Source organism: Streptomyces antimicrobicus, assembly GCF_020532625.1.
Lineage (GTDB): Bacteria > Actinomycetota > Actinomycetes > Streptomycetales > Streptomycetaceae > Streptomyces > Streptomyces antimicrobicus.
In genome coordinates this window covers 1-21,997 of record NZ_JAJAUY010000099.1, presented here as the reverse complement: position 1 = coordinate 21,997, position 21,997 = coordinate 1, and the positions used below count along the sequence as shown (strand labels likewise).

Annotated in this window: 14 protein-coding genes; 5 read left to right on the top strand and 9 right to left on the bottom strand. The window is 75.0% G+C overall.

Annotation, left to right across the window (positions count from 1 at the left end):
- Positions 1-302 precede the first annotated feature (302 nt).
- From LG632_RS21695 to LG632_RS21670, 6 genes are all read right to left on the bottom strand, one after another.
- Positions 303-476, bottom strand: coding sequence for a hypothetical protein (locus LG632_RS21695; RefSeq protein WP_226729082.1), 174 nt, complete (start codon positions 474-476; stop codon positions 303-305).
- A 336-nt stretch (positions 477-812) separates the two neighbouring features.
- Entirely contained in the window at positions 813-1,055 is a 243-nt protein-coding gene (locus LG632_RS21690) for a protealysin inhibitor emfourin (protein ID WP_226729081.1), read from the bottom strand.
- Positions 1,056-2,003: 948 nt separating this feature from the next.
- On the bottom strand, positions 2,004-3,383 hold the full coding sequence (locus tag LG632_RS21685; RefSeq protein WP_226729080.1) for an MFS transporter: 1,380 nt from the start codon (positions 3,381-3,383) through the stop codon (positions 2,004-2,006).
- Between the two features lie 139 nt (positions 3,384-3,522).
- The gene (locus LG632_RS21680) at positions 3,523-4,671 is read right to left on the bottom strand and encodes a serine hydrolase domain-containing protein (protein WP_226729079.1); all 1,149 of its coding nucleotides are present in this window, start codon (positions 4,669-4,671) and stop codon (positions 3,523-3,525) included.
- A gap of 155 nt (positions 4,672-4,826) precedes the next feature.
- Positions 4,827-6,371 (bottom strand): DUF6777 domain-containing protein, encoded by a 1,545-nt coding sequence (locus LG632_RS21675; RefSeq protein ID WP_226729078.1) that lies wholly within the window; start codon positions 6,369-6,371, stop codon positions 4,827-4,829.
- 574 nt (positions 6,372-6,945) lie between these two features.
- Positions 6,946-8,340, bottom strand: coding sequence for a tryptophan 2,3-dioxygenase family protein (locus tag LG632_RS21670; RefSeq protein WP_226729077.1), 1,395 nt, complete (start codon positions 8,338-8,340; stop codon positions 6,946-6,948).
- Positions 8,341-8,662: 322 nt separating this feature from the next.
- On the opposite strand from LG632_RS21670, the gene LG632_RS21665 reads away from it, so the two are divergent.
- The 5 genes from LG632_RS21665 to LG632_RS21645 all read left to right on the top strand — a co-directional run bounded on the left by LG632_RS21665 (position 8,663) and on the right by LG632_RS21645 (position 19,302).
- Positions 8,663-11,227: an MMPL family transporter gene (locus LG632_RS21665; RefSeq protein WP_226729076.1), complete on the top strand. Its 2,565-nt coding sequence runs from the start codon at positions 8,663-8,665 to the stop codon at positions 11,225-11,227.
- A 134-nt stretch (positions 11,228-11,361) separates the two neighbouring features.
- Positions 11,362-16,128 carry a type I polyketide synthase gene (locus LG632_RS21660; protein WP_226729075.1) on the top strand — a complete coding sequence of 1,589 codons (4,767 nt, stop codon included), beginning with the start codon at positions 11,362-11,364 and terminating at the stop codon, positions 16,126-16,128.
- An 11-nt stretch (positions 16,129-16,139) separates the two neighbouring features.
- Positions 16,140-16,895, top strand: a complete 756-nt coding sequence (locus LG632_RS21655; RefSeq protein ID WP_226729074.1) for a 4'-phosphopantetheinyl transferase family protein — start codon at positions 16,140-16,142, stop codon at positions 16,893-16,895.
- Between the two features lie 7 nt (positions 16,896-16,902).
- Complete coding sequence (locus tag LG632_RS21650; RefSeq protein ID WP_445271395.1) at positions 16,903-18,864, top strand: ATP-binding SpoIIE family protein phosphatase; 1,962 nt, start codon at positions 16,903-16,905, stop codon at positions 18,862-18,864.
- 201 nt (positions 18,865-19,065) lie between these two features.
- Complete coding sequence (locus LG632_RS21645) at positions 19,066-19,302, top strand: response regulator transcription factor (protein WP_226729073.1); 237 nt, start codon at positions 19,066-19,068, stop codon at positions 19,300-19,302.
- Positions 19,303-19,374: 72 nt separating this feature from the next.
- On the opposite strand, the gene LG632_RS21640 is transcribed toward LG632_RS21645, so the two are convergent.
- The 3 genes from LG632_RS21640 to LG632_RS21630 form a co-directional block, all read right to left on the bottom strand.
- The gene (locus LG632_RS21640; protein ID WP_226729072.1) at positions 19,375-20,442 is read right to left on the bottom strand and encodes a serine/threonine-protein kinase; all 1,068 of its coding nucleotides are present in this window, start codon (positions 20,440-20,442) and stop codon (positions 19,375-19,377) included.
- A 132-nt stretch (positions 20,443-20,574) separates the two neighbouring features.
- The gene (locus tag LG632_RS21635) at positions 20,575-21,192 is read right to left on the bottom strand and encodes a hypothetical protein (protein WP_226729084.1); all 618 of its coding nucleotides are present in this window, start codon (positions 21,190-21,192) and stop codon (positions 20,575-20,577) included.
- Positions 21,193-21,362: 170 nt separating this feature from the next.
- Positions 21,363-21,842, bottom strand: a complete 480-nt coding sequence (locus LG632_RS21630) for a hypothetical protein (RefSeq protein WP_226729071.1) — start codon at positions 21,840-21,842, stop codon at positions 21,363-21,365.
- Positions 21,843-21,997 lie beyond the last annotated feature (155 nt).

Below are 21,997 nucleotides of genomic sequence, written 5' to 3'. Positions count from 1 at the left end.
CCGGGCCGCCGCCGACCCAGCGGGCGAGGCGGCGGGAGAGGCCGGACGACGGCCGGTGCCCGCCGTGGCTGTGGGCGGGGGGCCTGCCGGTCAGGGCGTGGATCGCCTCGCCCACGCGGGCGCTCAACTGCCGTCGGACGTTCGTCATGTCGGTGCCCTCCTGTCGTCGCTGTCGGTCCGCCCGTGATGTCGGCGGATCCTGTGTCCTGGAGCGCACTTGCCCCCGTTCGGCGGCTTGACACGGGGCTTTTCGGTTTGCGGGGCGGGGAGTTCGCCGGGGGCGGACTCCCCGCCCCGCAACGTCAGCTCTGCTCCCGCCGGTCCTGGGTCATCCGCTCCTCCTCCCGTTTCCTCAGCTCCTCGGGGCTCTTGCCGGCCACCGGCCGGCTGGCCTGGGGGTGTACCGGGTCGGGGCCGGGGTCTTCGCGGACGGGCTCCTCGCGGCCCTGGCGCTTCGCCTTGTCGTCGGTCGTCACGATGTCTCCTCGTTCCGGGTGGGCTCGCCGTCTACCCGCTGGGCAGCCGCGCAGCCGTAGGACACGAGTCCACGGCCCCGCGCGGCCGCGCGCAACCCTGCGGGGCCCTCCTGGACGTGCGTGACCGCGCGCACCCGTGTTCGGCCCGCCCGGACGTGCGCGACCGCACGCGACGTGCACGACCGTCCGAGACGTGCGCTCGACCGGGTGTGCCGCCGTGCGGGCGCCTGGTCGCCCTGGTCGCCCCGGACGCCCCGTCGCCCCGGGCGCCCGGGGCGACCGCTCGGTCGGACCGTCACGAACGCCTCCCTGCCCGGCGCCGTGCCCGGACGGGGGTCAGGCCCCTTCGCCGAGGACGGCGCGGACCAGTGCGCGCTGCTCCTCGGAGAGGTAGGGGTCCTGGACGTCGAGCACCTGGTCGTCGACGGTGATGCGGTAGTGGAAGCCGTCCGCCGTGGCCGCGAGGGCCCGGTGGGCGAGTTCCTCCCAGCGCGCGGCGTCCGCACGGCCGTCGGTGTCGAGTTCGCGGGTCTTCTCGACGCCGGTGAAGCCGCCGGACCGGGTGACGGTGATCAGCATGGCTGTTCCTCCCGATGGCGAGTGCGTGGCGGCGGGGTGCCGCCGTCGTCGCGGCTGCCCCGGACTCCGGTCCGCCTCCCGCCACCGGGGCGCCCGGGGCGCGGAACGTCCGGAAACCGCCGTTCCGTGGCCGGTGCGGTCCCGCTCCGCCACTGCCGCCGCGGCGGCACGACCGCCGCCATAACCGTGGCCGGTTCCCGCCACGCCGTGGGGCACGTACCGGGGTTGGCGGCCAGGCGGGTGCCTGCCCCCGGTCCCGACCCGGTTCCCCAGCGCCGTCGCAGCCCCGGCTCCGCAGCCCCGGCTCCCGACACCGGGCCGCCCGGGACGCGGAATACCGGGAGGCTGCCGTTCCCTGGCCCGCGCGGGCCCGATCCGCCACTGCCGCCCCGGCGGCCACGACCGCCGCCCCTGCCGGGGCCCGCCACGTCCTGGTGCGCGTACCGGGCTGCCAGTCGGGCCCGACCCCGGGGCCCCGGGCCGGGTCCAGGTCCGCGGGCTGGGTACGGGTCCCCGGGCCGGGGTCGCGGGCCGGGTTCGGGTACGGGTCCGCGGGCCGGGTACGGGTCCGCAGGCCGGGTACGGGTACGGGTACGGGTCTCGGTCCGGGTACGGGTCCGGGTCCGGGTCGGGGTACGGGTAAGGCTTCGCAGCCCGGCCGGTGGCCCGGCAGTGCCCCCAGGGTCCCGCCCCGGTTCCTCGGCGTCGCCGGGGCCCACCCCCGACCCCCAGCTGCTCCCCCCTCCGCCCCGAGCGGGGCAGCTGCGCGGACCACCGCCCGGGGCCGGTGCCGGAGCGTGTGGGCCGGGGCGCCGCACGGGCCCGGCCCCCGGCCCCGAGCCGCCGGGCAGCGCCCGCAGCCGGGACCTCGTCCGGACCGCGGCCGTGGCCGATCCCCGCCCCCGCCCCGGCCTGGCGCCGCCCCCGGCGGCCGCCGACGGGCGGGGGTCAGCCGGAGGCCGGGCGGGGCTCCGGTCCGGCGGGCCGGGCCAGGAACAGGGCCGTCAGGAGGTAGGCGGTGGCGAAGAGGGCGAAGACCTCGGCGTGCGGGAGGGTGGAGGCGGCCGCCGCGTACGCCCCGTAGACGGCGACCGTGCCCAGGTCGGTGCCGGTCCCGGCCAGCGAGGTGAGCGTCGCCCGGGCCGGGCCCTGGATGCCCGCCTGGAGCCGTGCGTCGGCCAGTACGCTCGCCAGCTGGAAACCGCAGAACGCGAGCGCGACCAGCACCACCCCGGCCGGGTGGCGCAGCAACGCGCCCACGCCAAGGGCGACTCCGGCGCACGCGAGCAGGGCGGCGAGGCCGCGCCTGCCGAGGCGTTCGCCCGGTCCGGCCAGCAGTCCGCCGGCGGTGGCCGCGGCCCAGACGACCAGCAGCAGCCAGGGCACGTCCGCCGTGGCCGTGCCGGTGTCCCGGACCAGGAGCGGGGTGTACTCGTCGAGGGCGCCCCAGACCGCCGTCACGGCCGGCACGAGCAGCAGGGCGCTGCGTACGCGCCGGTTCGTACGGGCTTCGGCGAGGCCCGCGCGCAGGGCGGCCACCCAGCCCCCGGCCGGGCCGCGGGCGCCGTCCGGCGCGCCATCGGCGCCGACCGGCGGGCCTACTACAGTGCCCACCGGCAGGCCGACGGCAGCGACGGGTGGGCCGACAGAGCCCCCCGGCAGGCCGTCGGCGCCGTCCGGCGGGCCGACAGAGCCCACCCGCAGGCGGTCGGCGCCGTCCGGCGGCCCGGCGCTGCCCCGGGCCCGGTGTTCCGGGAGGCACGCGGCGGCTGCCGCGGCCAGCAGGCAGGCCGCGATGCTCGCCGCGCCCACCGCCGGGTAGCCGCCGGCCCCGAGCACCGGTCCGGCCAGGCCGTTGGCCGCCATCACCGCCAGCAGCCCGGCGGCGCGGGTCCGGCCCATGGTGCGGGCGTACCGGTCGGCGGCGCCGAGGCGGTCGAGCTCGTCGTACACGAGCGCCTCCAGCGCCCCGGAGCCGAGCGCCCCCTTGGCGCCCCACAGGACGAAGCCGACGGCGAAGGAGCCGTAGGACGGGACGAGCACCCACAGGCCGAAGCCGGCGGCGGTGAGCAACGGACCGGCCCACAGCAGCGTCCTGCGGGAGAAGGCGTCGGCCCAGGCGCCGGAGGGCAGTTCGAACAGGACGCCGCTCAGCGACCAGAGGGCGAAGAGCGAGGAGATCTGCCACACCGACAGTCCGGTGTCGCTGAAGAGCAGGGCGTAGACGGGGTAGAGCAGGACGAGGTCGTCGAGGAACGCGTAGCAGTAGAGCGCGGCCGTCAGACGCCGCACCGGGGTGCGGGGCGCGCTCGTGGCTGTCAGGGTCATGGGGCCTTCCCGCGGAATCGTTTCGGATGCCGGATACCGGACGCCGTACGGGCGGCGGCCGCGGCGGTCCGCGGGAGGAGGCGGGTTCAGCAGATCAATGTCGTCGGGCCATGGGGCCGATGCTAGCGCCGGAGGCGGCTCACGCCGACTCCTTTTGGAGGGTGCGCAGCAGCTCGAAGGCAGGGGCGTCGACCGAACGCCGGGTGTTGCTGAGGACGACGACGGCCGTGCCGGTCTCGGGGTCGAACCCGGCGAACGAGGAGAAGCCGCCGGTGCCCCCGTTGTGCCAGATCTGCAGGTGCCCGCCCTGGGCGGGGTGCAGGCGGTGGGCCGCCCAGCCCAGGTGCTTCCAGACGAAGCGGTTCGTGCGGTGCTCGACCTCCCGGCTGAGCCGGATCGCCTCGGCGAGCTCGGCGGGCCCGCCGAGCTCGCCGCCTGCGAGTTGGGCCCGTACGTACGTCACCAGGTCGGTCGCGGTCGACCACAGGCCGCCCGCCCCGGCGAGGTCGGCCAGGTGCCACGGCGGGGTGGGGCGGCGCCTGCCGTCGTGCCCCTGGGCGAGCCGGCCCGGCCGGGTGCCGGCGACCGAGACGGCGGTGTCGGTCATGCCGAGCGGGGCGCACACCAGCTCGGTGACCAGCTGCTCGTAGGTGGTGCCGGCGCGGCGGGCGAGGCCCAGTCCGAGGAGGCCGGCGCCGAGGTTGGAATAGTGGACCCGGCGGCCAGGGGTGGCGCGCAACCGGGTACGGGCCAGCCCGTCCAGCAGGACGTCCGCGGTGCAGCCCGCGTACGGGTCGGGCGTGCCGGGACGCAGCAGGGCGCGGAGCAGGAGGCCCTTGGGCAGGCGGGGCAGCCCGGAAGTGTGGGTGGCGAGGTGCCGCAGGGTGATCTCCTGGCCGTGGCGGGAGGGTACGGCCGTGCCGTCGGGGAGGAGGGAGGCCAGGGGGTCGTCGAGGCGTACGGTGCCGGCGACGGCCATCCGGGCGAGGGCCAGCCCGGTGAAGGTCTTGGTGAGCGAGCCGATCTCGAAGAGCGTGCCGGCGTGCGGGGTTGCGCCGTCGGAGCCGTCGGAGCCGTCAGAGCCGCCGATGCTCGCGGGGCCCCCGGTGGTACCCGGGCCCTTGGTGGTCACAGTGGTACCGGTGGTGCCGGTGGTGCCGGTGGTCCCCGCTCCCGCGATCTCCACGTGGCCGCCCGCGACGGCGGCGACCACGACGCCGACGTGCCGTCGCGCCAGCAGGTCGGCGGTACGCCGGGCCAAGGTGCCGAGTTGGTGTGCCGTGTCCATGCCTGAATCATCCGGGCGCGGGAGGGTGGTCCCACTGCGCCCGGATGATGATTACGCGGGGCCGGCATGCGACCTGAGGAGGAGCGGGGCCATGGTGCCCCGCCGCCCCTCGCTGCGCAGTCCTGCCGGTGCTGCTGGCCGCACTGCGGCCCGCATCACTGCCCCTGCTGCCCGGAGTCGTTACCCGAGCCACCGCCCGAGTCGTTGCCGGTACCGGTACCGGTACCGGCGCCGTCACCGGAGCCCTTGTCGGTGCCCGTGCCGGGCGCCTTGTCCGTGCCCGTGCCGGGCGCCTTGTCGGTCCCCGTGCCCGGAGCCTTCTCCGTACCGGTGTCGGGAGCCTTCTCCGTGCCCGTGCCCGGAGCCTTCTCCGTACCGGTGTCGGGAGCCTTGTCGGTCCCCGTGCCCGGAGCCTTCTCCGTACCGGTGTCGGGAGCCTTCTCCGTGCCCGTGCCCGGAGCCTTCTCCGTGCCCGTGTCAGGAGCCTTGTCGGTCCCCGTCCCAGGCGCCTTGTCCGTGCCGGTGTCGGGAGCCTTGTCCGTACCCGTGCCCGGAGCCTTCTCCGTACCCGTATCGGGAGCCTTCTCCGTACCCGTGTCGGGAGCCTTGTCGGTCCCCGTCCCAGGAGCCTTGTCCGTACCGGAATCCGGCGCCTTGTCCGTGCCCGTGCCGGGGGCCTTGTCGGTACCGGAATCCGGTGCCTTGTCCTGCTCCTTCCCCGGCTCCTTCACCTGCTTGTCGGGCTCCTGCGCCGGCTTCTCCGGCTCCTTCACCGGCGGCTTGTCCGGCTCCTTGCCCGGCTCCTTCACCGGTGCCTTGTCCGGCTCCTTGCCGGGGTCCTTCACCGGCGGCTTGTCCTTGTCGGGCTGCCTGCCCTTGTCCTGGTGCTTCTCCCCGGAGCCGGGGTCCGCCGGCGGCAGGGCCGGGGGTGCGTCGGGCTCGTGGCCCTTGGGGGGAGGTACCTCGTGGTCGTGCTTGCCCTGGGCGTCTCCGCTCGGGCGCTCGTACCAGTCCTTGCGGTGGTGGTCGTACATCGTGACGCCCTTGACCGGCTCCTCCGCGGGTCGGACCGCGACCAGCTCGGAGGACTGGAACGACGACCACTGCGTGCCGTTGTACGTCTGGTTCCCCTTGACCGCGACGGGCGGCGTCAGGGGGTTGCCGCAGGCGCAGCGGACGCGGGGGACGCCGCGGTCGTCGACCATGACGGCCGTGCCGGCCTGGAGGACCGCCTGGTAGCTGGTGGGGGCGGCGTCCTTGTACCCGTGGTTGGTGACCCGGGTGTCCCAGCCGAGCCGCACGGGTGTGAGCGACCGCAGGTAGGAGGGGATCTCGGGCTGGCCGATCTTCAGGGGGGCCGCGAAGGCCGCCCCTTTGTCCTTGTGCTCCGTGAGGTACTTGATCTGCTTCTCCACGTCGCAGCTCGCGACGTTCCGGGTGCCGCCGTACAGCCCCGGGTGCGCGCCGTTGACCTGGAGGGTGCGCGCGCCGCTGCTGCCTCCCTTGCCCGTGCCGGGCGCGGCCGCGTTCGTGACCTCGGGGGGATCGGACTCCGTCGCCGTCGAGGGGGTGAAGGGGTCCGGGCCGGCCGCCGCGGTGGACTGGAGGAAGACCTCGCCGCCTGACGCCTCGTTGCCGCTCATGACGGTGAAGGCGAGGACCACCGCGGTGGCCATGACCACCGCGGTGCTGGCGCTCACCACGGTCCGGCGGGACCGCCATCCGTGGGCGCGCTCTGCGCGGCGCGGGCCCGGTTCACCCGGCTGGCCGGGCTCGCCCGGCCGGCTCGGCTCACCCGGCTCACCCGGGCCGCCGCCGCCCGGCGGTGGGCCGGGAGGTCCCGCCGGGGGTGGCGGGGGAAGCCCCGGGGACGTCGGGGGCCCGGCCGAGGGGGGCGGTACCGACGGCGAGGACTGCTCGTTCGGCTGCCGACCGGACAGCGGACCGGGGGGAGGGCCGGTGGGGCGCTCGGCCGGAGGAGGTACGGAACTCACGACGATCTCCCCCCGACGTAGGACATCGGGAAATGGGTGGCGGTGCGCATCTGCTCGCTCCTTGAAGCCATTATCGCCTCCATGGCCGAATGGTGTGGATCTTGGAAATTCCGCTCCCGCGACATCGGCGGTGCAGGTATCGGGCGGTGCAGGTTCTGAGTAAGCCTCCGGACCCCGGGCCGCGGCACGTCGCGAGTTCTCGGGACTTGACAGCCGACGGTGCCGCGACCCCCTCGCAATTTCCCAACGGCCGTACGTGGTCCGCGACGAGCGGCGGGGCTCAGGTATTCGGGGCCAGCTGCCAGAACAGCCGGTTGCCGAGGCATTCCGTCAGGTACGGAACGCCGTCGGTGTACCCGGATCCGTGCGCGTCGCCGAGCATGCGTACGGCGAGGCTGCGGTGGGCCGACTTCCACCGCTGGTGCCTGGCCTCCAGCCGGCCGAGCGCCGCGTCGAGACGGTCCCGCTCGGCCGGGCCGACGGCCCGCTCGCCGTGGAGGTCGAGGCGGGCCCGGGTCACGGTGTCGTGGCCGGGGTCCTCGGCCTCGGCCCGTACGGCGGGAACGTTCAGGAAGGCAGCGGAATGCAGCCTGGGCACGCGCGGAACTCCGCAGAGGCTCTCGAACCGCTTGTACTGCTCGGACTGAATGGCGCTGGCGCCCAAGGTGTACTGGCGGAATGCGGAGAACTGCTCCGCCCGCATCGTGGCGACCATCCGGAAAAGGGCCGCGGCGCGTGCGACCGTGGCGGCCGCGCGGTCCGTCCGCTCCACTGCTTCTTCGGTACGGCCCCGGCGCAATGCCGCGATGACCGCTCGCATGTCCGCCGCCGCCTCGGTGAAGAGCATTTCGTGGGCCTGGAGGGCACGGATGAAGAAATACTCGTCGTGCAGGACGTGAACGGGCTGGACGGTGACGTGGAACCACTGCCACACGGCCGCCGCGGGTGGCCGCGGCAGGCGGTCGGCGACCTCGTCGAGACGCGGCGGCCGGGCGGTCGGCGTCCTGCGTGACGGGAGTTCGCCGGCATCCGGCCCGTCCGGCCGGCCGAGGCCCTGCGACACGAACCGCAGGGCGTGGCGCAACCGCGTACCCAGCGTCGCCGGGTCCGGCCGGCCCCGGGCCGGCCCCTCACGGGACCCGCCCGCCGCGGCGATCTCGAAGCGGACGACGTCCGAGACGAGCAGGGTGGCCATCCGGTCCGCGCTCAGGGCGGTGTGCCGGCGGTCCATGAGCAGTTCCAGCACCGGCAGTGCCAGGTAGCTGCGGTTCCAGAACCGGCCCTCGTGCTTGTCGAGCACGCAGTCGAGAAAGGCGTCGAGGAACGGGCGGTCGGCGGCATGCCGACGCCGTACGCCGCTCAGCCCGACCAGCATGCGCTCCGGCAGGAAGTGCTTTCCCCTCCCCCGGGCGTACTCGGTGACGGACCGGGCCAGGGAGAGGCCGTCGGAGTCGGCCGGTATCCGGTCGGCCACCGTCCAGCGCTTGATCTCCCTGAGGGCCGGCGTGCGCGCGCCGCATGCCTCGCCGGGCGGGCCCGTGCATCCCGGATCGCTCTTCCCGGGGCATCGGGTCGCGTCGGTGGCGGTGGGGGTGGTGTCGATGGGGAGGGTGGCGACGGGTGTGGTGGCGGTCGGGTCGGGGTGGGTCGGGTCGGGGTCGGTCCGGGAGGTCATCGGGGCCTTCTCTTTCCTGTCGTCGTGGCGGCAGCCTCACCGCATCCGCGTGAGGCCTGGGCTCCCACTAGGCACGACCGGTGGAGCACGGGTCATGTCTCGTGAATCCGTGGCTTGACAGCAGAGGGAGGGAGCGCCGCCGTCCCCTGCGCCGAACGACGGTGCGCTGCGACGGGCCGGGACCGGCCTGGGACCGGCCTCCCGGCGGCTGTCAAGTCACGAACAGCAGGGGCTACGGCCCCGTCCCCGCTCCCGGCACGGTGGAAATCACCCGTCCTGCAGCAGGCAGAGCGGAAAACCCCGACCCCGGAACGGAGGCGTCATGACCCGTCGTGCAGGGAGCTTCGTGACCCGCCGTCCCCGCCTGGTCCTGCTCGCGGCGCTCGTGTTCCTCGTGCTGTCGGCCGTCTTCGGCGCGGACGCGACCGGCCGGCTGAAGACGCAGGGGTACGACGACCCCCGCTCGGAGTCCAGCCGTGCCGCCCGCGTGGCGGCGGAGCACCTGGGGGCGGCGCCCAATCTGGTCGTGGTCGCGCAGGCCCGCGACGGCTCCGTCGACGACCCGGCGGCCCGGGACGCCGGCGAGGAGCTGACCCGGCGCCTGGCCGCCGAGCCGCACGTCGGTGCCGTGAGCTCGTACTGGACCGGGGACGCGCCCGAGCTGCGCGGCCGGGACGGACGCGCGGCCATGCTGGTCGCGCACGTGGACGGCGAGGGCGAGCGGCTCGGCGAGCGGGTTCGGAAGCTGCGCGAGGAGCTGACCGGCCCGGCCGGTTCCCCCTCGGCGCTGTCGGTGCACGTGGGCGGGCCGGCGCCGGTCGACGCCGAGCTCCAGGAGATCGCGGAGTCCGACCTGCTGCGGGCCGAGTCCGTCGTCCTGCCGGGAACCCTGATCCTGCTGGTCCTGGTGTTCGGCAGTGTGGTGGCCGCGGCCCTCCCGCTGCTGATCGGGGTGCTGGCCGTCGCCGGGACCCTGCTCGTCCTGAGCGTGCTGGGCGCCGTCACCGATGTGTCCGTGTTCGCGCTGAACCTCACCACGGCACTCGGCCTCGGGCTCGGCATCGACTACGGGCTGCTGGTCGTCTCCCGCTTCCGTGAGGAGCTCACCGCCGGACTGGCACCGCGTGACGCCGCCCTGCGGACCGTGCGCACCGCCGGCCGCACGATCGTCTTCAGTGCCGCGACGGTGTCCGCCGCGCTCGCGACGCTGCTGGTGTTCCCCCCGTACTTCCTGCGCTCCTTCGCCTACGCGGGCATCGCCGTGGTGGCGGTCGCGGCGGTCAGCGCCGTGACCGTACTGCCGGCGCTGCTCACGCTGCTGGGCGAACGGGTGAACGCCTGGGCCGTGCCGTGGCGCCACCGGGCCCGCACGGGATCGAAGTCCCGCCTGTGGGAGGGCGTCGCGCGGATCGTGGTGCGCCGCCCGCTGATCGCGGCGCTGCCGGTGATCGGTCTGCTGCTCGTGCTCGCCGCGCCGTTCGCACACGCCGGTTTCGCGACCCCCGACGACCGGGCGCTGCCGGTGAGCGCGTCCGGCCGGCAGACCGGGGACCTGGTGCGCAGCTCGTTCGACGTGCAGGGTTCCGGCGCGCTGACCGTCGTCCTCAGGGGCGCCGCGTCCGCGTCGGAGCAGCAGGAGTACGCCCGCCGGCTGGCCGCGCTCCCGGAGGTCGCCCAGGTCAGCGGGGTCCCTGGCGGCTCCGGATACGGCGAGCGGCCCGGGACCCACGGCACCGAGCTCCACACCGAGGCCGACGCCGACGCTGACGCCGACGCCGACGCCGATCCCGATGCCGACGTCAACTCCGACCCCGACACCGACCCGGACGCCGACCTCGACCTCGACACCGACCTCGACCTCGACCTCGACCTCGACACCGACCCCGACCCGGACGCCGACGCCGACCTCGACACCGACACCGACACCGACACCGACGCCGGCGCCGGCGAATCCATGGCCGCGCCCGACGCCCGCGTGACCGCGGCCCACGCCTCCTTGACCGCGGCCCACGCGCCCCTGCCGGCGGCCCACACCCCCGTGGCCGAAGCCGGCACCCCCGTCGGCGCGGCCGCCCCCGCCTCGCCGACCCGGCTGTCCGTCGTACCGACGGCCGATCCCCGGTCGCGCGCCGCGCAGGAGCTGGTGAGCCGGATCCGGGCGGTTCCCGCCCCGGAGGGGACGGACGTCCTGGTCGGCGGGCCGACCGCGGTACTGGTCGACGCCAAGGACACCATCAGCGACCGGCTCCCACTGGCCCTGGGCCTGATCACGGTCACCACCTTCGTGCTGCTGCTCGGCTTCACGCGCAGCCTGCTGCTGCCGCTGAAGGCGATCGCCCTGAACGCGCTGAGCCTGGCCGCGGTCCTCGGGGCCATGGTGTGGGTCTTCCAGACGGGCCACCTGAGCGGCCTGCTCGGCTTCACGCCCGGACCGCTGAGCACCACCATGCCGGTGCTGCTGTTCTGCATCGTCTTCGGGCTCTCCGTGGACTACGAGGTGTTCGTCCTCGCCCGCATCAAGGAGGCGTACGACGCCGGGCAGGACAACGCCGCCTCGATCGTCTCCGGCATCGCCCGCACGGGCGGCATCGTCACCACCGCCGGTGCCCTGCTGGCGTTCACCCTGCTGAGCTTCGGCACCTCGCGGGTGTCCCTCCTGCAGTTCTTCGGGATCGGGGCGGGCCTCGGCGTCCTCCTCGACGCGACGCTCGTCCGGGGCGTGCTCGTACCGTCGCTCATGCGGCTGGCGGGGGGCCTCAACTGGTGGGCGCCGTGGCCGCTGCGACGCAGACCGCCGGGCCGGGCACCGCGTCCGCCGACGGCCGCGGACGGCCGGCGGCGCCACCCGCGGCCCCCGCCGTCACCCCCGTGGCCGCCCTGCCGCTGACCGGCGGCGACGCGCCGCCCCTCCCCCGCCGCCCGGCACACCACGACCCACCGGGGGGCACGCCGCCCCAAAAGCTCCGCAAGAGCCTCAAGATCCGCCAGATCCGCCAGATCCGCAAGACAAGGAAGACACTCATGACCGACATCGCCATCACCGGACTCGGCTGCCGCTTCCCCGGCGCCCCCGACGTCCACGCGTACTGGAAGCTCCTGATGAGCGGGGAGCGGCAGTTCTCCGCCGTCCCGGCCGAGCGCTGGGACCACGTGCCCTTCCACGCTCCCGGCAGCCGGTCCGCCCCCAACTCCGCCTACACCGACCGGGGGGCCTTCCTGGAGGACGTGGACCGCTTCGACGCCCTGCACTACGGAATCCCGCCGGCCCGCGCCCGGTCCATGGACCCGCAGCACCGGCTGATGCTCGACGTGACCCGCGAGGCCCTCGACGACGCGGGCCTGGGCCGCGGCGACTTCGACCGGGAGAACACCGGGGTGTTCTTCGGGATGTCGGTGTCCGACTACAAGGACCTCATGACGGCGCCCCTGCGGGCCCTCGGCGTCGCCGACACGGACGCCGCCAGGGAGCGGGCCGCGCGGCTCGGGACCATCCACGCCTTCACCCTGCCGGGGAGCCTGCTCAACATGGCGGCGGGTGCCGTCAGCCGGCAGTTCGACCTCGGCGGGCCCAGCTTCGTCGTCGACGCCGCCTGCTCCGGCTCGCTGGTCGCCCTCGACCAGGCGGTCCTCCGGCTGCGGCAGGGCAGTTGCCGGATCGCCGTCGTCGGCGGTGTCCACCTCAACCTCACCCCTGACAGCCTGGTCGGCTTCTCGCGGCTCCGCGCGCTGTCCGCCTCCGGGGTGTGCCGCCCGTTCGACGAGCATGCCGACGGGTTCGTCCTCGGCGAAGGGGCCGGTGTCGTGGTCGTCCGGCCGCTCGCCGACGCGCTCGCCGACGGGGACCGCGTCTACGCGGTGATCAAGGGCATCGGCTCGGCCAACGACGGGGCGTCGCCCGGGCCGCTGGTGCCCACCGCCGAGGGACAGCTGCGCGCCATGCGCCGGGCCTACGACGACGCCGGCGTCCCGCCCTCCGCCGTGGGCTTCCTGGAGGCGCACGGCACCGGTACCGCCGCCGGCGACCGGGCCGAGGTGGAGGCGCTGCGCCGGCTGCGCACCGAGTACCCCGACGACGACCCCGGCCTGTGCTACCTCGCCTCCGGCAAGGCCCTCATCGGGCACTCCCTCTCGGCGGCCGGCATCGCGGGGCTCATCAAGACGGCCCTGGTCGTCCACCACCGGACGATCGTGCCGCAGCCGGACACCACCCCTCATCCGGAGCTGGGCATCTCCGCCGCGGGTCTGCGCATCGCCGGCTCCGCCCGGCCGTGGCCGAGCGCGGACGCCCCGCGGCGGGCCGCCGTCAGCTCGTTCGGCTTCGGCGGCACGAACGTCCACGTGGTCCTGGAGGAGCGGCCCGCACCGGACCCCGGCCGCGCTCCGGTGGGTCCCGTACGCGCCGGACGCCCCGCGCCCCAGCTGCTGCTGCTCTCGGCCGGCAGCCCCGAGCTGCTGGACCGTCACATCGGCGAGGTCCTGGAGCTGGTGGACACCGCGCCCGGCACACCGGTCACGGCGCTGGCCCACACCCTGGGCGCGCGTGCGCCGTTGGCCACCCGGCTCGCCATCGTGGCCGCGGACACGGAGGAGTTCGCCCGGCGACTGCGCCGTGCCCGCAGGCAGCTGGAGGACGGTGCCCGCGGCGACCTCGGCAAGGGCGCCTTCGCCGCCGACGCCCCGCTGCCGCCCGCGCAGCGCCGCATCGCCTTCGTCTTCCCCGGCCAGGGCAGCCAGCGGCCGGGCATGACGCGGGACCTCCACACCCGGTTCCCCGGCTTCCGGGCGGCCGTCGACCGGCTGGGCTCGGTGGTCCGCCGGGACACCGGCTTCGACCCCACCGCCCTGCTGTACGGCAAGGCCGCGCCCACCGGCGAGGCCGCCGAGGAGCTGCGGCGGCGGCTCGCCGCCACGGACGTGTGCCAGCCGCTGCTCGGCTCCGTCCAGCTGGCCGCCGTCCGGCTGCTCGGCGACTGCGGCATCACGCCGGACCTCACCCTCGGCCACAGCGTGGGCGAGTTCGCCGCGGCCGCGGCCGCCGGAGCGCTCACCGACGAGGACACCGTCCGGCTGCTGGCCCACCGCGGCGCGGCCCTGCGGCAGGACGAGGCCGCGGACCGGGGCGGGATGCTCGCCGTGCAGACCGACGGGGACACCTGCCGACGGCTCGTCGACGGCATCGACGACGTCTGGCTCGCCTGCTTCAACGAGCCGCGGCAAGTCGTCGTCAGCGGTACCCGGCAGGGACTGGCCGCCATGCGGCGGGCCTGCGCCGACGCCCGGATCGTCACGGTCGAGCTGGAGGTGTCCGACGCCTTCCACTCGCCGCGGCTGGCCCGCGCCGAGGAGGCCGTCCGCGCCCGGCTCGACGAGTGCCGCGTCACTCGCCCCGTCCTGCCGTTCGTCTCGTCCGTGGACGCGGCGGTGTGCACCGATCCCGGGCGGCTGCGCGGGCTGTGGGCCCGGCACGCCTCGGCACCGGTCCGCTTCGACGAAGCCGTCCGCACCGCGTACGACCAGGGGGCCCGGGTGTTCCTCCAGGTCACCGGCGGCAGCTCGCTGCTGACCGCGGTCCGCCGCACCCTCGCCGGCCACGGCGACGTGCTCGTGGTCCCCGCCACGGGGACACCGCCGGACAGCGGCCGGGACTTCGTCCTGGCCCTGGCCCGGCTGGCGGTCCTGGGCGCCCCGGTCGACCCCCGCGCCCTGGTCCCCGAGGAGGACCGCCGCCTGCTGGACCTGCCGCCGGCGCGGCTCGCCGCCCGGTCCCACTGGCTGCCGGGCCGGCCCTCCGCCCCCGACGCCCCCGCGCTCGGCTCCCCCGCCCCCGACTCCCCCGTCCCGTCCCTCCCGGCCCGGCCCGCACCGGCCCCGCAGACCCCCCTGGAGCACACCGTGACCCCGCCGAACCAGCAGAGCCCGAGCGACCAGAACCCGAACCAGCACAGCCCGAGCGACCACGACCCGATGACCGAGCTGCTCCGGCTGGCGCAGCAGCAGGTGACACTGCTCTCCCGCCTCGGCGAGACGCTGCTGGCCCAGAACCCGCCGGCCGACCGGCCCGCCGTAGCGGCCCCGCCCCCGCCCGCGGCACCCGCACCCGTTCCGGCCCCGCCGAAGGCGGCCGCCCCGGACGGGGAGCCCGCGGACGGGAAGGTGCCCGCGGACGGAGGCGCCGACGAGGTCACCGGGTCCGTGCTCGCGCAGGTGGCGCGTATCAGTGCCTTCCCGGTGAGCCACCTGCGAGGGGACCAGTTGCTCGTCGACGACCTCGGCTTCGACTCGCTGATGCTGACCGACCTGTTCACCTCCCTGGCGCGGCTGTGGCCGCGGTGGACGTTCGACGAGCGGACCGCGGAGCGGCCGACCGTCGCGAGCATCGCCGCGTCGATCGCGCACGCCTCCGGGGACGCCGACGCCGGACCGGCGGCCGTCCCCGGGCAGCGCACCGCCCGCGAGGCAGAGGCCCCGGCGACGCCGCCACCCGCCGACCCGCCCGCCGACCCGCCCGCCGACCTTCCCGCCCACCCCGGGCCCGCCCCCGACGGTCCCGCCGGCGCCCCGCCGCCCGAGGAGCACACCCGGATCGAGTGCTTCCCGGAGGTCACCGGGCACGGCGAGCGCCTGGCCCTGCTCTCCCGGCTGGGCCTGCCCAACCCGTACTTCCTCGTCCACGAGCGCGGCATGACGGACACCACGGTCGTCGGCGGCCGGGAACTCCTCTCCTTCTCCAGCTACAACTACCTGGGCCTGGCGACCGACCCCCGGGTGAACGAGGCCGCCAAGGAGGCGATCGAACGCTGCGGCACGTCGGCGTCGGCCAGCCGCTTGCTGTCCGGGAGCCGCCCGCTGCACCTGGAGCTCGAAGCGGAGCTCGCCGGGCTCCTCGGATGCGAGGACGCCATCACCCTGGCCAATGGCCACGCCACCAACGTCACCGTGATCGGGCACCTCGTCGGGCCGGGCGACCTCGTCGTCCACGACTCCCTCGCCCACGACAGCATCCTGCAGGGCTGCAAGCTCTCCGGCGCGACCCGGCGGCCCTTCCCCCACAACGACGCGGCCGCCCTGGACGCCGTCCTGGCCCAGGTCCGCCACCAGTACCGGCGGGTCCTCGTCGTCGTCGAGGGCGTGTACAGCATGGACGGCGACATCGCCGACCTGCCCGCCCTCATCGAGGTCAAGCGCCGGCACGGCGCACTGCTGATGATCGACGAGGCGCACAGCGTCGGAACGATCGGAGCGACCGGGCGCGGCATCGGCGAGCACTTCGGTGTCGACCGCTCGGAGGTCGAGCTGTGGTCGGGCACCCTGTCCAAGGCGCTGGCGAGCTGCGGCGGTTACGTGGCCGGGAACCGCGCGGTCGTGGAGTACCTGCGGTACACGGTGCCGGGCTTCGTCTTCAGCGCCGGCATGACCCCGGCCGACACCGCCGCCTCCCTGGCCGCGCTGCGCACGCTGCGTGCCGAGCCGCAGCGCGTGGCGCGGCTGGCGCAGAACGCGGCGCTGTTCGCCCGCCTCGCACGGGAGGCGGGCGTCGACATCGGCGACAGCCGCGGCACGCCGATCGTGCCGTGCATCGTGGGGGACTCGGCGGGGACGCTGCGGCTCGCGCAGGACCTGTTCCGGCAGGGCATCAGCGTCAACCCGATCCTCCACCCCGCGGTACCGGAGGAACTGGCCCGGCTGCGCTTCTTCGTCACCCGGGACCACACGCCCGACCAGATCCGCCGCGCCGTGACCGCGCTGGAGCGCGGCCTGCGGCAGCCCGACGCGGCCCTGGCCGCCTGACCGCCGCCGCCATGGACACCGTCTTCCGGCCGATCGCGCCGGGCAGGATCCACCGGTGGACCGGGGCCGGGCTCGTCGTGGCCCGGCGCGCCGACCTCCGCGGGGTGCCGCACCTGTCGGCGGCCGAGCAGGGCGTGGTGCGGGCGCTGCCCGCGTGGCGGCAGGCCGAGTGGCTGGCCGGCCGCCTGCTCGCCAAGCGCCTGGTCGGGGTGGCCGTCGGGGCACCGGTGGAGGAGGTGGAGGTCCTGCCGCGCGAGGACGGCAGCCCCCGCGTCCTGGTCGGCGGCCGCGCGCTTCCCTCCGTGCACGTCTCCGTCAGCCACACCGCCGGCCACGTCGCCGCGGCCGTGGCTCCGGGGCCGGTCGGCGTGGACCTGTGCGAGACGGCCTCGGCCGCCGTCGTACGCCGTGTCGCCCACCGCGTCTTCTCGGCGGCGGAAGTCGCGCTCGCCGGCCCGGACCGGGCCGACGGCCTGGCGGGCGCGTGGGCCCTGAAGGAAGCCGCCGTCAAGGCCGACCGGAGCACCGTCTTCGGCGCCGCCCCGCGCCGGATCCGGATCCTGGGGCTGCGGCCGCCGGTGCTCGGCGGAGGGCGCCGGGCGATGGTGTGGCGGGCCGGGGACGCGGTCCTCGCCCTGGTCCTCGCCCGACCGGCCGGGTGCCCGGCGGGACGGCACTGCGTTGGTGCTCCTTGCCCCGCCGGATCATGCTTGTCAGTGGAGCCCCTGCCCGAAGAGGTTGCCGTGGGACAGCGGCAGAGGAACTAGCGAGGGCGTGACGGCGATGGAGCAACTTCCCACCTCTCCCGGTGAGGGGCCGCAGGACACGAACGCCGCCCCCGGGTCGGCGTACACCGCCACGGCCACCATCAGCGAGCAGGGCCTCGTCACCGAGTGGAGTGAGGACGCCCGCCGGCTGCTGGGCTATCCGCCCGCCGAGGTCGTGGGGCAGCCGGCCGCCCGCCTGCTCGCCGACGACGCCGGCGCCCTGGCGGCGCCGGCCCCGCCCGGGCAGGAGCGGTGGAGCGGGACGGTGGCGCTGCGGCACCGGGACGGGCGGCGGATGGAACTGGGGCTGCTCGCGCACCGCTGGACGTCCACCGGGGGGACCGCCAAGTGGTTCGTGGTGTCCGCCGTGCCCGGCGCAACCCCTCCGTCCCTCGGCGAGCTGCCGGACGGATGGATGTTCGAGCAGTCGCCCTGTGCCCTGGCCGTCTTCGACGCGGATCTGAGGCTGGTCCGCGCGAACGCCGGCATGGAGCGCGCGCTCTCCCTCACGGAGGCCGAGATGCGCGGGCTGCGGCTGCCGGAGATCGCACCGGATCCGGCGAGCGACGAGACCGAGCGGACGATGCGCCTGGTGTGGGAGACGGGTGAGCCGCAGCACGTGGACGCCTTCGTCCGCGCCGCGGGCGGGGGCCCGCAGCCCGACGCCCTGGCGGCTTCGCTGGCCCCCGTACGGGACCCCGACGGGCGGGTGCGCGCCGTGTGCCTGGCCGCGCACGAGCGGACGGCGGCGGCGGGCGGGCCGCGCGGGGACCTCCTGCAGGACGTCACCGGCAGCGGGGCGGACGGCGCCGGCATCCCGGACGGGGGCCGGCACACCCGCGATCACACCACCACCATGACGCTCCAGCGCAGTCTGCTCCCGCAGACGCTGCCCGACCAGGGGGCACTGGACATCGCCTCCCGGTACCTGCCGGCCGGTACCGAGGCAGGTGTGGGGGGCGACTGGTTCGACGTGATCCCGTTGTCGGGCGCGCGGGTCGCGCTGGTCGTGGGCGACGTCGTCGGCCACGGCATCCGCGCCTCGGCCACCATGGGGCGGCTGCGCACGGCGGTGCACACCCTCGCCGATGTCGATCTGCCGCCCGACGAGCTGCTCACCCACCTCGACGACCTCATCATCCACCTGTCCGCCGACGAGGCCGGGCCGGACAGCGCCGGGCAGGCGGCCGGCGGGATCGGCACCACCTGCCTGTACGCGGTGTACGACCCGGTGTCCCGCCTGTGCACCGTCGCCCGGGCCGGTCACCCGCCGCCCGCCGTGGTCTCCCCGGACGGCTCGGTGTACCTCCTCGACGTCCCGGCCGGCCCGCCACTGGGGCTGGGTGGGCTGCCCTTCGAGACCGCCGAGGTGGAGCTCGCGGAGGGCAGCGTCCTGGCCCTCTACACCGACGGCCTGCTGCAGATGCGCGACCGCGACGTGGACGACGCCCTGGACAGCATGTTCGCGGCCCTCACACGTCCCGCCTCCACGCTGGAGACGGTGTGCGACCGGGTGCTGGCCGCCATGCTGACCCACCGTCCCGACGACGACGTCGCCCTGCTCGTCGCCCGGACCCGGGCCCTGCACGAGGACAAGGTCTGCGTCTGGGACCTGTCCTCCGATCCCTCCGTGGTCGGCCAGGCCCGCCGCTGCACCACCGACCAGCTGACGGCCTGGGGGCTGGAGGACGCCTCCTTCGTCACCGAGCTCCTGGTCAGCGAGCTGGTCACCAACGCCATCCGGTACGGCCGGCCGCCCATCCAGCTGCGGCTGATCCACGAGAACAGCACGCTGATCTGCGAGGTCTCCGACGCCAACAACACCGCCCCGCACATGCGGCGGGCGCGGATCTTCGACGAGGGAGGCCGCGGGCTGCTGCTGGTCGCCCAGCTCGCCCAGCGCTGGGGCACCCGGCACGCCGCCGTCGGCAAGACGATCTGGGCGGAGCAGTCGCTCGTCGGGTTCTGAGGCGGGGGCCTGTGACAGGCCCTTGTGACGGGTGCTGGTGGCAGGCCCCTGTGACAGGCCTGTGACAGTCGGCGGACACGGCCATGAAATCCCGAGGCCAAGCTTTTGAGCACGGGCATAAAACGGACATTCCGGGATATGTCCCTCTGCTTCCGAGGGAGTGAGCAGCGATGACCGAACCGATTCGTCGGAGGAAATCCCATGAGCCTCACCCTCACCACGCCGCACGTCGAAGCCCCGGCCACGGCCACCACGCTGGCTCCGCGTGAGCAGGAGGCCCTCCGCCACATCGCCGCAGGCTGCACCTACCTGCAGACCGCCCGCCAGATGGGACTCTCCAAGCACACCGTCGACGCCTACCTGCGCCGCATCCGGGCCAAGCTGGGCGTCAACACCACGGCGGAGATGACGCGGCTGGCCATCTCGCTGGGCCTCTGACAGCCCGGTCCGGCAAGGGAACGGCCCGTACGGTACGCCGTACGGGCCGTTCCCTTGTCCTCGTCCTCCTCCTCACCGGTCCCGGAAGACCGGCAAGGCCCAGGCCGGCGGCTCCGGCGGCGGTCCGGCGGGGCCGGCGTCCTCGGCCGACCCGGCGGGGCCGGCGGACCGGTCCACCGGGGACGGCCCCTCGGACCCAGCCCCCGCGCCCGCGCCCGCAGCCGCGCCCGCGGCGGCTCCCCCGCCCGCGCCGACACCGTTCGCGGTGGCGGCGCGCAGTGCTGCCACGAACTCCAGGCAGGAGCCGTAACGGTCCTCCGGGACCTTCGCCAGCGCCTTGGCCAGGACTTCGTCCGCGGCCGGCGCGATCCCGGGCCGCCGCTCCGTCAACGGGGGAGGCGTGTCGTACTGGTGTGCCCAGAGCAGGGCGACGTCCTCGTCCCGGACGAAGAGGGGGCCGCCGGCGAGGGTTTCGTAGACCACGCAGGCGAGGCTGTACAGATCGCACCGGCCGTCCACCGGCCGGCCCGAGATCTGCTCCGGCGCCATGTAGTCGAGCGTGCCGACGAACTCTCCCGCGGTGGTGAAGCCGCTGAGCGACAGCGACTTCTTCGTCAGTCCGAAGTCCGTGAGGTAGACGTGCTCGGGGTGGTCGCTGTCGGTGCCGGCCGCGATCAGGATGTTGCCGGGCTTGACGTCGCGGTGCACCAGGTCGTGCTCGTGGGCCGCGTCGAGCGCGGACGCCACCTGGGTGGCGATGCGCAGGGCCGTCGCGACGGGGAGCCGGCCCTCCCGGTCCAGCAGGGCCCGCAGGTCCAGGCCCGGGACGTAGCGCATGGCGATGTACAGGACGCCCTCGGTCTCGCCGGCCTCGAAGATCGGCACGATGTGCGGGTGGTCGATCTGCGCGGCGACCCGTGATTCGTGGGTGAAGCGGCGCCGGAAGGTGTCGTCGCGGGCCCGTTCCGGTGCGATCAGCTTGAGCGCGACCGTACGGTCCAGGCGCAGGTCCCTGGCGCGGTAGACGACGGCCATGCCGCCGCGGCCGAGCATCTGCTCCACCCGGTAGCCCGCGATCTGCTTCCCGATCAGGCCGGAGGGCCGGCCCGTGTACATGCCCAGGTTCGATGCCGTGCTCATCAGGCGCCCCCGTCACAGGCCGCTCTTCCACATCCGAGTCTATTCAGTGATCCACACGGCTGCCCGTTCGCAGCCGGAAGCACCGGCCGGAGGTCCGGCCGGTGCTTCCGGGATCATGCGGCGCTCCGGGGGTCAGCCGGCCCCGCCGTTGCCGCCGCGGCCGCCCTGGCCGCTGGTCTGGCAGCCGGCGCCGACGCAGATGCCGCCGTTGCCGCCCCTGCCGCCGTTGCCGCCGTCACCGCCGGCCGGCGCGTTCCCGCCGTTGCCGCCGTTGCCGCCGTTGACGCTGCCGTGGCACTGGCCGACGCAGACCCCGCCGTTGCCGCCGTTCGTACCGTTGCCGCCGGGTCCGCCGTCGACGCCGTTGCCGCCGTTGGCGCTGCCGCTGCACCGCCCGACACAGACACCGCCGTCACCGCCCGCGGTGCCGTTGACGGTGCCCTCGCAGTTGCCCGCGCACACCCTGTCCCCGACGCGGACACTGCCGTTGCCCACCTTGACGTCGCCGTAGTTCCCGCTGCCGCCGAACCGGCCCGTGCCCGGACCCTGGCCCCAGCCCTTGCCCAGGCCCTTGCCCGGGTTGCTGTCGCCTCCGGTGGGCGCGGCGTCGGGGAACCGGCCGCCGAGCGCCGCGGCCGCCTGGCCGGGGGCCGCCGGAGCCGCCGTGGCGGCGGGCGCCATCGCGCCGGCACCGATCAGAGCGCTGGAGACGACGAGACCGAGACGGAACTTCCAAGAACGCACACGCATGAGATTCTCCGATGCCGAGAAAGGGTTTTCCATGACGCGGTTCTCCGATTCCGGAGGTCCACGTCGGGGTCACTGGGGCGTACCCATGTCCGGTGGATGCACGGGGATGTGCGGAGCCCCGGCCTGCAGGGGGCCGGGGCTCCCGGGGAAGGGACCGTGTCCCTCGCGCGTCACAGGCAGAAGGGGAAACCGCCGTCCGTCAGGGCGCACCAGTTCTCGTGCAGGTAGTGCTCCTTCCAGGAGTCGATCTGGTCGGGTGCGATCTCGTACTTCTCGGCGATCTTCTTCTTGATGTCCTCCGAGTCGTCGGCGCTCAGCACCAGCATCACGATGTGGACCTTGTCCACGAGCGAGAGTTCCGACTTCGGCTTGTCGGGCAGGTCGTCGAACCGGAGGCAACCGGCGCTGCCGGGCTTACCTGGCTTGCCGGGCTCACCCGGCTGGCCGCCCTTGCCGCCCTTGCCGCCTTCTCCGCCCTCTCCACCCTTGCCGATCATCGTGCAGGGTTCCGGGTGATCACCGAGGGTCGAGGAGCTGATGCCGGTCGGAGCGTGCGGCTCCGACGCTTGCGCGGCACACGCCGTACCGGTGACGAGAGCCAGGGAGGCCGCCGCCAGGATGAGCGGGCGCTGCCAGGATGTGGTGAACATGGGGGTTCTCCGTTGGTGATCAAGGAGTGTACGGGGGGTGCGCGGGGGGGTCGGACGAAGCTGGTGCTGCGAGGTACGGGTGGGGGTGGGGGGTGGTGGGTGGGGGGGGGGAGGCCCGAAGGCCTCCACCCGTAGGACCGGTCGCGCGGGGGTCA

Bases quoted from the DNA above. Each gene is read 5' to 3' on its own strand.
- LG632_RS21685 (WP_226729080.1), bottom strand. From the start codon at position 3,383: ATGACCCTGACAGCCACGAGCGCGCCCCGCACCCCGGTGCGGCGTCTG.
- LG632_RS21655 (WP_226729074.1), top strand. From the start codon at position 16,140: ATGGACACCGTCTTCCGGCCGATCGCGCCGGGCAGGATCCACCGGTGG.
- LG632_RS21630 (WP_226729071.1), bottom strand. From the start codon at position 21,842: ATGTTCACCACATCCTGGCAGCGCCCGCTCATCCTGGCGGCGGCCTCC.
- LG632_RS21635 (WP_226729084.1), bottom strand. From the start codon at position 21,192: ATGCGTGTGCGTTCTTGGAAGTTCCGTCTCGGTCTCGTCGTCTCCAGC.
- LG632_RS21640 (WP_226729072.1), bottom strand. From the start codon at position 20,442: ATGAGCACGGCATCGAACCTGGGCATGTACACGGGCCGGCCCTCCGGC.
- LG632_RS21645 (WP_226729073.1), top strand. From the start codon at position 19,066: ATGAGCCTCACCCTCACCACGCCGCACGTCGAAGCCCCGGCCACGGCC.
- LG632_RS21660 (WP_226729075.1), top strand. From the start codon at position 11,362: ATGACCGACATCGCCATCACCGGACTCGGCTGCCGCTTCCCCGGCGCC.
- LG632_RS21690 (WP_226729081.1), bottom strand. From the start codon at position 1,055: ATGCTGATCACCGTCACCCGGTCCGGCGGCTTCACCGGCGTCGAGAAG.
- LG632_RS21680 (WP_226729079.1), bottom strand. From the start codon at position 4,671: ATGGACACGGCACACCAACTCGGCACCTTGGCCCGGCGTACCGCCGAC.
- LG632_RS21670 (WP_226729077.1), bottom strand. From the start codon at position 8,340: ATGACCTCCCGGACCGACCCCGACCCGACCCACCCCGACCCGACCGCC.
- LG632_RS21665 (WP_226729076.1), top strand. From the start codon at position 8,663: ATGACCCGTCGTGCAGGGAGCTTCGTGACCCGCCGTCCCCGCCTGGTC.